This is a genomic window from Saccharothrix sp. CCNWYY140 (assembly GCF_037401995.1).
Taxonomy (GTDB): domain Bacteria; phylum Actinomycetota; class Actinomycetes; order Mycobacteriales; family Pseudonocardiaceae; genus Actinosynnema.
In genome coordinates, this window is the sequence record NZ_JBBEGC010000168.1 from 1 (window position 1) to 13,128 (window position 13,128).

Consider the following 13,128-nt stretch of genomic DNA (forward strand, 5'->3'; position numbering starts at 1 on the left):
TCGCAAAAACTTTCGGCTGCAACCCCTGGAAAGTGTGGTAGCCCTTCGGGCAGGCCATACGGGGATGACGGAAGAAGTCCAAGTCGGGAGGTCTGCTGCGCGAGCCCTTCGAAGAGCACGCCCTTCGGGCGCAAGAGCGGGTGGCTCCGTCGTTGCCGGGGTTCCTCCGCCGTCCGCCACCGGGTCCCCCTGCCGCCTCCGCTGGGTCCTCCGCAGGGTCCCTCGCCGGGGCGTCCTGGTGCTCGTCGCGGCCTGGGTCACTGATCGTCACCGTGTGCCTACGTGAGTCGGGTCACCCCATCGGTGCCGATCTTTGCGAGCGCCCGCGAAATAAGCAACACTGGTGTTGTGAAAAACGTCGGGACCGATCAGACCGCTGTGCCTGCTGGGCACGACGGCCGGACCCGGCATGCCGTCGCGCGGCTGCTGTTGGAGCAGGGGCCCATCACCGCGGCCTCGGTCGCGGAGCAGTTGGGTCTGAGTCCCACGGCCGTGCGTCGGCACATCGATGCGCTGGTTGCCGATGGTGAGGCGGTCAGCAGGGAGGCCCCGCGCAGGGGTCAGCGGGGTCGGGGGCGTCCGGCCAAGCTCTTCCTGTTGACCGAGCAGGGGCGGGCTCAGTTCGGGCACGCCTATGACGACCTCGCTGTCGCGGCGCTCCGGTTCCTCGCCGAACAAGGCGGGGAGGAGGCGGTACGAGCCTTCGCGCGGCGGCGGGTGTCCGCATTCGTCGACCAGCACCGGGCCGCCATCGTGGCCCAGCCCGATGCCGCGGAGCGGGCCAAGGCCCTGGCCGTGGCGTTGACCAGGGAGGGCTACGCTGCCTCGGCGCGGCACGTCGGCACCGGGGAGCAGCTCTGCCAGCACCTGTGCCCGGTCGCGCACGTGGCCGCCGAGTTCCCGCAGCTCTGCGAGACCGAGACGGCGGCGTTCGCCGACCTCCTCGGCACCCACGTGCAACGCCTGGCGACGATCGCCCGCGGCGATGCCGTGTGCACGACGCACATCCCGAACACGACACCTCGTACGACCGTCGGTGGAACCGACAATCGGACGCCAGCCGGCGAAGCCGACAACCGAGCTTCAGATGGAGGGGAGCCCGCATGACTGCCGCTGCCGAGCAGCGCACCACCACAGCCCCGCTCAGCCAGGAGGAGACCCTGGCGAGCATCGGCAACTACGAGTTCGGCTGGTCCGACTCGGACGTGGCAGGCGCGAGCGCTCGCCGGGGCCTGAACGAGGACGTCGTTCGGGACATCTCGGCGAAGAAGAACGAGCCCGAGTGGATGCTGGACTTCCGGCTGAAGGCGCTGCGCCTGTTCGACCGCAAGCCCATGCCGACCTGGGGTTCCGACCTCTCCGGCATCGACTTCGACAACATCAAGTACTTCGTGCGGTCGACCGAGAAGCAGGCGGCGACCTGGGAAGACCTGCCCGACGAGATCAAGAACACCTACGACCGGCTGGGCATCCCGGAGGCGGAGAAGCAGCGCCTCGTCGCCGGTGTCGCCGCCCAGTACGAGTCCGAGGTGGTCTACCACAAGATCCGCGAGGACCTCGAGGAGCAGGGCGTCATCTTCCTGGACACCGACACCGGTCTGCGCGAGCACCCGGAGCTGTTCAAGGAGTACTTCGGCTCGGTCATCCCGTCCGGTGACAACAAGTTCTCCGCGCTGAACTCGGCCGTGTGGTCGGGCGGCTCGTTCATCTACGTGCCGAAGGGCGTGCACGTGGAGATCCCCCTCCAGGCCTACTTCCGGATCAACACCGAGAACATGGGCCAGTTCGAGCGGACCCTGATCATCGTCGACGAGGGCGCGTACGTGCACTACGTCGAGGGCTGCACCGCCCCGATCTACTCCTCGGACTCGCTGCACTCGGCGGTCGTGGAGATCATCGTCAAGAAGGGTGGTCGTTGCCGCTACACGACCATCCAGAACTGGTCGAACAACGTCTACAACCTCGTCACCAAGCGCGCGAAGGCCGAAGAGGGCGCGACGATGGAGTGGATCGACGGCAACATCGGCTCCAAGGTCACCATGAAGTACCCGGCCGTGTTCCTGATGGGCGAGCACGCCAAGGGCGAGGTCCTCTCGATCGCGTTCGCGGGCGAGGGCCAGCACCAGGACGCCGGCGCGAAGATGGTCCACATGGCGCCGCACACCTCGTCGACCATCGTGTCGAAGTCGGTGGCGCGCGGCGGTGGCCGCACCTCCTACCGCGGCCTGGTCCAGGTCAACAAGCGGGCGCACCACTCGAAGTCCACGGTGAAGTGCGACGCGCTGCTGGTGGACAACATCAGCCGCTCCGACACCTACCCCTACGTCGACGTCCGCGAGGACGACGTGTCGATGGGCCACGAGGCGACCGTCTCGAAGGTGTCCGAGGACCAGCTGTTCTACCTGATGTCGCGCGGCCTGAACGAGGACGAGGCGATGGCGATGATCGTGCGCGGGTTCGTCGAGCCCATCGCGCGCGAGCTGCCGATGGAGTACGCGCTCGAGCTGAACCGCCTGATCGAGCTTCAGATGGAAGGGGCCGTCGGCTGACATGGCCGTCACCACTCAAGACCAGCAACACGGCCTGACGGCCCACTCCCACGGTGCGGGTGCCCCCGTGTCCTCGCGCGCGGACCACTTCACGTCCTTCGACGTGAACGCGTTCGAGGTCCCGGGCGGTCGGGAGGAGATCTGGCGCTTCACCCCGATGAAGCGCCTGGCGAACCTGCACAACGGCGCGGAGGCCACCGGCACGGCGACCGTCGAGGTCAACGCCGCCGAGGGCGTCCGGGTCGAGACCGCGGCCAGGGGCGACGAGCGCCTGGGCACCGCCGGCACCCCCGGTGACCGGATCGCGGCCCAGGCGTGGACCTCGTTCAGCGAGGCCACCGTCGTCACGCTGCCCGGCGACACCAAGGTCGGCCCGACCACCGTCACGGTGATCGGCCCCGGCAAGGGTGCGGTCGCCTACGGCCACCTGCACGTCAAGGCCGAGCGCTTCGCCGAGGCCGTCGTGGTCGTGGACCACCGCGGCTCCGGCGCGTACGCCGACAACGTGGAGTTCGTGGTCGAGGACGGCGCCCACCTGACCGTGGTCGCCATCCAGGACTGGGCCGACGACGCGGTGCACGTGTCGTCCCACCACGCCAAGCTGGGCCGGGACGCCACGCTGCGGCACACCGTCATCACCCTGGGCGGCGACCTGGTGCGGCTGACCCCCGTGGTCACCTACACCGGCCGCGGCGGCGACGCCGAGCTGCTCGGCCTGTACTTCGCCGACGCGGGCCAGCACCTGGAGCACCGCACGTTCGTCGACCACGCGGTGTCCAACTGCCGCAGCAACGTGGTCTACAAGGGCGCTCTCCAGGGCGACGACGCCCACACGGTGTGGATCGGCGACGTGCTGATCCGCGCGGCGGCCGAGGGCACCGAGACCTTCGAGCTCAACCGCAACCTGGTGCTGACCGACGGGGCGCGCGCCGACTCGGTGCCGAACCTGGAGATCGAGACCGGCGAGATCGAGGGCGCGGGCCACGCCTCCGCCACCGGCCGGTTCGACGACGAGCAGCTGTTCTACCTCCAGGCCCGGGGCATCCCCGAGGACCAGGCCCGCCGCCTGGTCGTGCGCGGCTTCTTCCACGAGATCCTGCTCAAGATCGACGTCCCCGAGGTGCGCGAGCGCCTGGAGAAGGCGATCGAGGCGGAACTCGAAGCGGTGGGGGCGTGATCCGGGTGTGCTCGCTGTCCGACCTCGACGACCGCAAGCCGGTCGCGTTCGAGATCGGCGCCGAGTACACCCCGGTCGTCCTGGTCCGCGACGGCGACACCGTCCACGCGCTGCACGACCTGTGCTCGCACGCGGCGATCGAGCTGTCCGAGGGCGAGGTGACCCGCAAGGGCATCGAGTGCTACCTGCACGGGTCGTGCTTCGACCTGCGCACCGGCGAGCCGTCCTCCCCGCCCGCCACCGAACCGGTCGACGTCTTCGCCGTCGACCTCCGTGACGGCGACGTCTACGTCGACGTCACCGTCACCCTGAACTGACTGCCACACCAGGAGAACCGAACACCAATGGCCACTCTGGAGATCAAGGACCTGCACGTCTCGGTCAACACCGACGAGACGGCCAAGGAGATCCTCAAGGGCGTCGACCTGACCATCAAGTCCGGCGAGACGCACGCGATCATGGGTCCGAACGGCTCGGGCAAGTCCACCCTGTCCTACGCCATCGCCGGTCACCCCAAGTACGAGGTGACCTCGGGCAGCGTGCTGCTCGACGGCGAGGACGTGCTGGAGATGAGCGTCGACGAGCGCGCCCGCGCGGGCCTGTTCCTCGCCATGCAGTACCCGGTCGAGGTGCCCGGCGTGTCGATGTCGAACTTCCTGCGCACCGCCGCCACCGCCGTGCGCGGCGAGGCCCCGAACCTGCGGCACTGGGTGAAGGAGGTCAAGGGCGCGATGACCGACCTGGACATCGACCCGGCCTTCGCCGAGCGCTCGGTCAACGAGGGCTTCTCCGGTGGTGAGAAGAAGCGCCACGAGATCCTCCAGCTGGGCCTGCTCAAGCCGAAGATCGCGATCCTGGACGAGACCGACTCCGGCCTGGACGTCGACGCGCTGCGCGTGGTCTCCGAGGGCGTCAACCGCTTCAAGGCCTCCGGCGAGGCCGGCGTCATGCTGATCACGCACTACACCCGGATCCTCAAGTACATCCAGCCGGACTTCGTGCACGTGTTCGCGGGCGGCCGGATCGTCGAGTCCGGTGGCCGCGAGCTGGCTGACGTGCTGGAGGCCGAGGGCTACGTGAAGTACGGCAAGCAGGAAGCCGCCAGCACCAGCTGACGTTGCACCAGTCGTGACCCCATTTCGAGAGGAGGCGTCGGAGCTGTGACCACCACCGCTGCTCCCCTTGACGTCGCTACCGTGCGCGCGGACTTCCCGATCCTGGGCCGCACCGTGCGGGAAGGCAAGCGGCTGGTCTACCTGGACTCCGGCGCCACCTCGCAACGGCCGAGGCAGGTCCTCGACGCCGAGCGCGCCTTCCTGGAGATCGCCAACGCCGCCGTGCACCGCGGCGCGCACCAGCTGGCCGAGGAGGCCACCGACGCCTACGAGGGCGCGCGGGCGAAGATCGCCGCGTTCGTGGGCGTGGACTTCGGCGAGGTCGTGTTCACCAAGAACGCCACCGAGGGCGTCAACCTCGTGGCGTACGCGATGGGCAACGCGGCCACCGGCGGCCCGGAGGCCGAGCGGTTCCGGCTCGGTCCGGGCGACGAGATCGTGGTGACCGAGATGGAGCACCACGCCAACCTCGTGCCGTGGCAGCAACTCGCGGAACGCACCGGCGCCACGCTGCGCTGGTTCGGCGTCACCGACGAGGGCCGGCTCGACCTGTCCACTGTGGACGAACTGATCACCCCGCGCACCAAGGTGGTGGCGTTCACCCACCAGTCCAACGTGCTCGGCACGGTGAACCCGGTGAAGTTCCTCGTGGACAAGGCCCAAGCGGTCGGCGCGCTCACCGTCCTGGACGCCTGCCAGTCCGTGCCGCACAGCAAGGTGGACTTCCACGCCCTGGGCGTCGACTTCGCCGTGTTCTCCGGGCACAAGATGCTCGGCCCGTCCGGCGTCGGCGTCCTGTACGGCAAGCGCGCCCTGCTCGAAGCGCTGCCGCCGTTCCTCACCGGCGGCTCGATGATCGAGATGGTGCAGATGGCGCGCTCGACCTTCGCGCCCCCGCCGCAGCGGTTCGAGGCCGGTTCCCCGATGACGTCCCAGGCCGTGGCCCTGGGCGCGGCGGTGGACTACCTGTCCGCGATCGGCATGGACCGCATCGCCGCCCACGAGCACATGCTCACCGCGGCGGCCCTCGACGGCCTCAAGGACATCCCCGGCGTCCGCATCGTCGGCCCGCTCGACACCGAGGACCGCGGCGGCGCCGTGTCCTTCGTCGTCGAGGGCATCCACGCGCACGACGCCGGCCAGGTCCTGGACAGCCTCGGCATCGAGGTCCGCGTCGGCCACCACTGCGCGTGGCCGCTGCACCGCAGGATGGACGCCGCCGCCACCGTGCGCGCGAGCTTCTACCTGTACAACACCTTGGACGAGGTCCAAGCACTCCTGGACGGTGTGCGCGAGACCCAGAAGTTCTTCGGGGTGGCGTGATGCAGCTCCAGCAGATGTACCAGGAGATCATCCTGGACCACTACAAGAACCCCCACGGGCGGGGCCTGCGCGAGCCGTTCGACGCGGAGTCCCACCAGATCAACCCGACGTGCGGCGACGAGGTGACGCTGCGCGTCAAGCTCGACGGCGAGACCGTCGCGGACGTCTCCTACGACGGCCAGGGCTGCTCCATCAGCCAGGCGTCCACCTCGGTGCTCACCGACCTCGTGGTCGGCAAGCCGATCGGGGAGGCGTTCGAGAAGATGGACGCGTTCGTCGAGCTCATGCAGGGCCGGGGCCAGGTCGAACCGGACGAGGACGTCCTGGAGGACGGCATCGCGTTCGCCGGCGTGGCGAAGTATCCGGCGCGCGTGAAGTGCGCCCTGCTGGGCTGGATGGCTTTCAAGGACGCGGTGTCCCGCAGCGAAGGAGCAAAGGCATGACCACCCCCGAACAGGACGTGGTCCGCGGCGTCGAGGGCATGCCCGAACCGCCCGCGCCGAGGGCGGACAAGGCCAACCTGGACGACGTCGAGGAGGCCATGCGCGACGTGGTCGACCCGGAGTTGGGCATCAACGTGGTCGACCTGGGCCTGGTCTACGACATCCGCGTGGACGACGACAACGTGGCCCTGATCGACATGACCCTGACCTCGGCCGCCTGCCCCCTCACCGACGTCATCGAGGACCAAACCCGAGGCGCCCTGTGCGGCGGCGCAGGCGGCGGCATCGTCAGCGACTTCCGCATCAACTGGGTCTGGATGCCCCCGTGGGGCCCGGAAAAGATCACCGACGACGGCCGCGAACAACTACGCGCCCTAGGCTTCACGGTCTGAGCCCCACCCGGTCCACAACCACCCACACGACAACGGCCACCGGCACCAAGCCGGTGGCCGTTCTCGTCGGTTCACCGCGTAGACCGGCGAAGCGGCCTCGAGCTTGCCGAGCGGGCAGTCCGCCGGAGGGAACACAGCTCAACTCGGGCTTCTTGCTTGTGCCATCCCCGTATGGTCTGCCCGAAGGGCTACCACGCTTTGGTCGCGACAACGGCCACCGGCACCACACCGGTGGCCGTCCTCGTCGATTCACCGCGCGTAAACACGCTCCACGAACTCCGCGATCTGGTCCTCGGTCAGATGCCGGGCGATGTCCGCCTCCGACACCATGCCGACCAGCCGGTGCTCCTCGATCACCGGCATGCGCCGGATCTGGTGCTCTTCCATCTGCCGCAGCACGTGCGAGATGTCGTCGTCCGCGTCCACCCAGTGCAGGTGCCCGGACAACTCGCCGGCCTTCATCTCCTCACACGACCGGCCCTCAGCCACGCACCGCACGACGATGTCGCGGTCGGTGATGATGCCGTGCAGCCGGTCGTCCCGCCCACAGATCGGCAGGGACCCGACGTTGAGGTCGCGCATCATCCGCGCGGCGTCGAGCAGGCTCTGGTCCTCCTTGATGCACTGGACACCAGCGTTCATGATCTCCCGTGCGGTGGTCATGCCGAACCTCCTTGTTCGTCCGCCACCACCCAGCATGCGCCGCCCGCGGCCACCCGGCATCTCGACAGCACCGCTCAAGTCCGCACCGCCCAGGTCCGCACCGCTCAACTCCAAACCCCTCAGGTCTGCGCGACCAACAGATCCACCACGTCGGACAGCGACCCCCGCCGAGCGAACGCCCGCCGCTGCCGCGCCGCCCCACCTCCATCCGCCAACACCCGGCCAACCCCGTCGACGACCAACTCCTCGTCCCCGGAAGCCCGCAACGCCGGCCGCACCCACTCCACCAACGCCCGCACCCGCTCCGCCGCCCCCACCAACCGCCCGGTGTGCGGCTCCACCGCCGCCCCCTCGACCCCGTCCCGGGCCGCACGCCACAACGCCGTCCGCAACCCGAGATCGGACACCAGCGGCGCGGGAGCCCCGGACAACGCGGTCGCCGCCACCGCCCGCACGAGCGCCGCGATCAGCACCGCCTCCTCCACGGTCCCGGCCACGTCGCACACCCGCAGCTCCACGGTCGGGTGGTTCGCCGACAGCCGCACGTCCCAATAGACCATCCCCGCGTCCAGGGCCGCGCCCGACATCCGCAGCGTCTCCATCCGCAGCCGGTAGTCGTCCGCCGAGGCGAACCACGGCGGCGCGCCCGCCGACGGCCACCCGCTCCACGACACGTACCGCCAGCTCGCGTACCCGCTGTCCCGCCCCTCGGAGAACGGCGAATTCGCGCTCAGGGCCAGCAGCACCGGCAGCCACGGGCGCAGGGCGTTGGAGATCAGCACACCGGTCTCCTCGTCCGGGATGCCGATGTGCACGTGGCACCCGCAGATGGTCAACCCGTCGATCAGCGACCCGTACTGCCGCGCGATGTCCCGGTAGCGGGGCAGGTCGGTCAACGGCGGCGGGCGCACCCCACCCAGGATCGGCGTCCCGGTCGCCACGATCCGCGCCCCGTGCTCCCGCGCCAACCCGGCCAACGCCCGCCTCGCCAACAACAACTGCTCGCGCACCTCGTCCATCGTCCGGCACACGGCGGTGGCGCTCTCCACCTGGAACCGGGTCATCTCCGCCTGGAGGTCCAACTGCCCGTCGGCGTCGCCGAGCACCGCCCCCGCCAACGGCACCAGGTCCCCGGTCACCGCGTCGACCAGCAGGAACTCCTCCTCGACTCCGATCGACAGCGCCCCGGAGACCCCGACCCCCGGACGCGGTGGTGCGACGGCGTCGACTTCGCTCACCGGAGCCTCCCTGCGGTGCGTAGTCACGCTGATGCTATGAGTGATCAGCGCACGCGCACAGGCATCGTTGCGGTGAACTTCGAAATACCCCCGCCCAGCCCGCCACCAGAGGCACTAGCCCGCCACCAGAGGCACTAGCCCGCGGCGAGGACCGGTCCTCCGCGCAGCACGTCGACGTGGTCGCTGTTGGGCCGGCCGAGCACCCAACTGTTGCCCCGCAACGACTTCGCCTGCTCCTTCAACGGCGCCAGCAGCCGCGAGACCTCGCGGTAGGACCCCACCGTCCCGGCCGCGCACACCAGCGTCGCCAGCGACAGCGTGACCGTGTGCCCCTCGGCGTCGAACGGGTGGTCCAGCACGTGGGCCGCGTACGGCACGATCTCGTTCAGCCCGGCCACGACGAGGAAGTCGTCCCCGCCGACGTGCCCCACCTGCACACCCGGGAACGCCGCCGCGCCCTCGGACAACGTCCGGCCCAGCGCCCGGATCAGGTCGTCGCCGGCCGCGAAGCCCACGCTGTCGTTGACCCGCTTGAACGAGTCCACGTCCAGCCAGCCCACGGCGAAGATGTCGCCGCCCAGGATGCGCCGGTCCACCTCGCGCGCGATCGACTCGCTGCCCGGCAGCCGCGTCAACGGGTTGAGCGCCGCCGCCTGCTCGACCTTCATCTCGGCCACGCCGCGCACCACGTCCGCCACGCGCACCACGCCGAGGCACTTGTCCTCGTCGTCCACGACCACCAGGTCGTCGTTCGTGCGCTCCCGGCCGGTGTTGGCGACGATGTCCAGCATCTCCAGCGCCGAGGACTCCGCGCCGATCACGCGCGGCTTGTCCGCCAGCCGCGCCGCCTCCCGCTTGGCGTGCAGGGCGTGCCCGAACGGCCCGGTGACCGCGAGCAGGAACCGGTTGCGGTCCACCGTCCAGCACGGCCGGCCGTCGTCGTCGACCAGCACCACGCCGCTGACCGTGGGCTGGGTGGCCAGGACGTCCCGGACCTCCTCCGACGTCGCCGACTCGGGCAGCGTCGTGGCCGGGTGCAGGAAGTCGGTGACCTTCGGGCCGGTCTTGCGCCGCAGCGGCTTGGTCATCGTCGTGGCCGCGGCCTCGGGGTCGGTGAGCTCGCTGAGCACCGCCGAGATGGTCGCGTTGACCTTGGGCCGGCGCTGCGCCTCGGCCAGCAGGTTGCCCTGCGCCAGCCGCACGCCCAGCTTGCGCAGCGCGGCCAGCTGCTCCTCGGTCTCCACACCCTCGGCCACCACGAGCGACTCGGTCGCCTCGCACAGGTGCTGCAAGCCCTGGACCAGCGCGAACCGCGTCGGGTCCCCGATGGCCTGCACGACCTCGCGGTCCAGCTTCACCACGTCGGGGCGCACCTCGGCCAGCAGGGACAGCGGCGAGTCACCCTCGCCCACGCCGTCCAGCCCGATCCGGAACCCGTCCGCGCGCAGCCGCTCCAGGGCCTTGACCAGGCGGGGGCGCGGCGCACGGGTGTAGGGCGTGCCGACCTCGACGACCAGGTTCGACGGCGCGCGCCCGGTGTCCCGCAGCGCCGCGTACAGCGGGACCAGGTGCTCGGGCTTGTCCGCGATCGTCATCGCGAGCAGGTTGACGTGCAGCGGCAGCGTGAAGTCGTGGTCGGCGGCGTGACGCACCGCCCGACAGGCCAACGCCACGTCGGTGTGGGCCAGGTACCCCGCGCGGAACGCCATGCGGAGCAGATCCTGCACGCTGCCGTCGTGCGGGCGGGCCAGTGCCTCGACCGCGACGACCCCTCCGGTGTTGAGGTTGAACAGCGGCTGGAAGGCGAAGCGAACGTCATCCAGCAATGCGGGCACGGCACCGATCGTGCCTGGTCGATCTTGTCTTGCCCAGAGCGTTAACCAGGAGTTCGCACAGCTTTGGCCGGTTGCACGGCAAATGCCAGCCGGGCGCGCAACCGCCAGGGCGCGGCGCGGAACACACCGGACATCGCCCGGGCGGTCCCGCGCAGGTCGGAGCGGTCGCCGAGGTAGTTTCGTTGCTCATTCTCCGGCAATTGGAAAAAGTGGTCGAAGAATTCCGGAACCTCGTCGGGTCGCATGCGCAGCAACGCTTCGAGACCGAACCTGCGCAATGCGTGAACAGTTCGCGTTCCGGGCGGCCACAGCACCCGGTCCACCGGCTCCCCGTCCGCCAACGCCCGCGCCACCGCCGGCGCTAGCCGCAACGCCACCGCCACGCTGTACCCGGTGGCCGGGTGCAACAACCCGCCCGCCGCGCCGAACGCGTTCGCCCGCGGCCGGGCGTCCAACACGATCCGCACCCGCTCTTCCCCCTGTGGGACGGGAACTTCGTGCGCCGCCAGCCGCGCGTGCAGCCGCCGGCGCAGCTCGCCCAGCGGCAACCCGGGCCGCCGCGCCAACGACGTCTCCTCCACCAGCACCTCCCCGGCGGACACCGGCACCACGTAGAGGAAGGACGGATCGGGCATCCCGGCGTCCGGCGGCTTGCGCCAATCCATCACCAGCGCCTCGTCCCCGTCGAGCCACCCACCGCGCGGCACCACCACACCCACCGCGTGCTGCGCCGCCCGTCCGCCGTGGTGCACCGCCTGCTCCCCACGACCGGTACCCGAAGCGTCGACCACCCGTCCCGCCCGCAACACCCGACCGTCGGCCAGCCGCACCGCCGTGGGCGTCCAAGCGACCACCGTGCCTCGGATGACCTGCACGTCCTCGGGCAACGCGCGCAACCCCTCGTTGTCCAACACCGCGTACCCGCGCGCGAGCCGGTGTTCACGCACCGCCCACACCCGCGTCCGCGACGTCGTCACCGCCACCGGCGCACCCTCGGGCAGCTCGTCCAGCCAAGCCCCGTAGGTCGCCCGCCACGGCCGGTCCGGGTGCGGGTCCACCAGGGAGGTGGCCAACCCGATCGCCGCGCACGCCGACGCCAACGCCCGCCCGGCCGGACCGCCGCCGACCACCAGCACGTCCATCTAGCGCGAATCCCGCGAGTCCGGGGGACGGGTGTTGCCCATCAGCAGCGGCTCGTACTGCGCCACCACCTCCGCCAACCGCGCACACGTCCGCTCGATCGCCCGCCGCCCCGCGTCCCGCTCGGCGATCACCGCGCTGAGCACCAGCGTCGTCAGCGCCACCGTCCCGTTGAACGCCTGCAACGTCACCATCTTGCCCAGCAGGTCGAGGTCGCCCCCGAACACGCCCGTGCCCTCCGCCGCGCCGCGCGCCGCGATCACCGCCGTGACGAACGAGCACGGCGCCGAACCCACGTGCTGGAAGCGCAACGCCGCCCAGACGAGGAGCGGGAAGACGATGAACGTCATGCGCACCGGCACGGTCGTGATGAACAGCGCCACCCCCGCCGTCGCGACCAGCAGCCCGACCAGCTCCAGCCACCGGTACACCGTTGTCGGCCACGCCGCCCGGTTCCGCAGGGCCAACACGACCGGCACCAGCACGAGGACACCCATCGCGTCGCCGGTCCACCACACCGACCACGTCGACCAGAAGTGCGTCCCGTCCACCACGCCGTTGAGCACCAGCGCGCCCGTGCCGACCGTGGCGCTCACCGCCATCCCCGCGAACGCGCCCAGGAACACCAGCGCCAGCGCGTCCCGGATGCGGTCGACCTCCAACCGGAAGCCCGTGTGCTTGAGCAGGAGGAAGGCCACCACCGGGCCGAGGGTGTTGCCCGCGCTGATCAGGAACGCCGGACCGCTGTCGCCCAGCGTCGCGTTGACGACGAACGCGGCGATCGCGATGCCCGGCCACATCCGCACGCCACCCAGCAGCAGGGCCAGCAGCGCGATCCCCGTCGGCGGCCACAGCGGGGTCACCTGGTCGTTGACCAACGCCTGGAGCAGACCGAGCCGCGCACCCACGTAGTAGCAGGAGGCCACCACCAGGAGGTGGAGCCCGTACCTGCCCCACGGGCGGAGTCGAGGGGAGAGGAGCACGCCGACAGCATCCTCCGTCCCCGGCTCGCGCACCACGTCTAGCTGCGGTTTCGCGGCGACCGACCCCCCGATTTTGTCCCCGCACCACACTCGTGTAAGTTTCTCTCTGCCAGCGCGGAACGGGCCGGACGAAAGAGCCGGAACGGAGCGCGGGCCACAAGCCCCGGAGAAAGTCACTCGAATAGAGTGGGTTACGATGGTGAGCGCGTGTTCTTTGAGAACTCAACAGCGTGCCGAATAGCCAGTAAATTTATGAACCTCGTCAAGAGG

General features: G+C 70.2%; 13 protein-coding genes. 8 read left to right on the forward strand and 5 right to left on the reverse strand.

Features of this window, described 5'->3' with window-relative positions; all coding sequences use genetic code 11:
• Positions 1-348 precede the first annotated feature (348 nt).
• From WBN91_RS36245 to WBN91_RS36280, 8 genes are read left to right on the forward strand one after another with little or no spacing between them, the layout of a single operon-like run.
• On the forward strand, positions 349-1,107 hold the full coding sequence (locus tag WBN91_RS36245) for a helix-turn-helix transcriptional regulator (protein WP_337728819.1): 759 nt from the start codon (positions 349-351) through the stop codon (positions 1,105-1,107).
• The gene (gene sufB, locus WBN91_RS36250; RefSeq protein WP_337728818.1) at positions 1,104-2,549 is read left to right on the forward strand and encodes a Fe-S cluster assembly protein SufB; all 1,446 of its coding nucleotides are present in this window, start codon (positions 1,104-1,106) and stop codon (positions 2,547-2,549) included. Before WBN91_RS36245 ends, sufB begins: the two co-directional genes overlap by 4 nt.
• Position 2,550: 1 nt before the next feature.
• On the forward strand, positions 2,551-3,726 hold the full coding sequence (sufD, locus tag WBN91_RS36255; RefSeq protein WP_337728817.1) for a Fe-S cluster assembly protein SufD: 1,176 nt from the start codon (positions 2,551-2,553) through the stop codon (positions 3,724-3,726).
• The gene (locus WBN91_RS36260) at positions 3,723-4,043 is read left to right on the forward strand and encodes a non-heme iron oxygenase ferredoxin subunit (RefSeq protein WP_337728816.1); all 321 of its coding nucleotides are present in this window, start codon (positions 3,723-3,725) and stop codon (positions 4,041-4,043) included. Before sufD ends, WBN91_RS36260 begins: the two co-directional genes overlap by 4 nt.
• 27 nt (positions 4,044-4,070) lie before the next feature.
• Positions 4,071-4,841, forward strand: coding sequence for a Fe-S cluster assembly ATPase SufC (gene sufC, locus WBN91_RS36265; RefSeq protein ID WP_337728815.1), 771 nt, complete (start codon positions 4,071-4,073; stop codon positions 4,839-4,841).
• A 45-nt stretch (positions 4,842-4,886) separates the two neighbouring features.
• On the forward strand, positions 4,887-6,164 hold the full coding sequence (locus tag WBN91_RS36270; protein ID WP_337728814.1) for a cysteine desulfurase: 1,278 nt from the start codon (positions 4,887-4,889) through the stop codon (positions 6,162-6,164).
• Positions 6,164-6,607 carry a Fe-S cluster assembly sulfur transfer protein SufU gene (sufU, locus tag WBN91_RS36275; protein ID WP_337728813.1) on the forward strand — a complete coding sequence of 148 codons (444 nt, stop codon included), beginning with the start codon at positions 6,164-6,166 and terminating at the stop codon, positions 6,605-6,607. The genes WBN91_RS36270 and sufU overlap by 1 nt, the downstream gene beginning before the upstream one ends.
• A complete protein-coding gene (locus tag WBN91_RS36280; RefSeq protein WP_337728812.1) occupies positions 6,604-6,999 on the forward strand; it encodes a metal-sulfur cluster assembly factor in 396 nt (131 codons plus the stop codon). The genes sufU and WBN91_RS36280 overlap by 4 nt, the downstream gene beginning before the upstream one ends.
• A 249-nt stretch (positions 7,000-7,248) precedes the next feature.
• Here the strand turns inward: WBN91_RS36280 and WBN91_RS36285 are convergent, their stop codons facing one another.
• The 5 genes from WBN91_RS36285 to WBN91_RS36305 all read right to left on the reverse strand — a co-directional run bounded on the left by WBN91_RS36285 (position 7,249) and on the right by WBN91_RS36305 (position 12,858).
• Entirely contained in the window at positions 7,249-7,662 is a 414-nt protein-coding gene (locus WBN91_RS36285) for a CBS domain-containing protein (protein WP_121228071.1), read from the reverse strand.
• Between the two features lie 119 nt (positions 7,663-7,781).
• Positions 7,782-8,900, reverse strand: a complete 1,119-nt coding sequence (locus WBN91_RS36290) for a carboxylate-amine ligase (protein ID WP_337728811.1) — start codon at positions 8,898-8,900, stop codon at positions 7,782-7,784.
• Positions 8,901-9,034: 134 nt separating this feature from the next.
• Complete coding sequence (locus WBN91_RS36295; protein WP_337728810.1) at positions 9,035-10,735, reverse strand: GGDEF domain-containing protein; 1,701 nt, start codon at positions 10,733-10,735, stop codon at positions 9,035-9,037.
• Between the two features lie 41 nt (positions 10,736-10,776).
• Positions 10,777-11,877, reverse strand: coding sequence for a lycopene cyclase family protein (locus WBN91_RS36300; protein WP_337728809.1), 1,101 nt, complete (start codon positions 11,875-11,877; stop codon positions 10,777-10,779).
• Positions 11,878-12,858 (reverse strand): MASE1 domain-containing protein, encoded by a 981-nt coding sequence (locus WBN91_RS36305; protein WP_337728808.1) that lies wholly within the window; start codon positions 12,856-12,858, stop codon positions 11,878-11,880.
• Positions 12,859-13,128 lie beyond the last annotated feature (270 nt).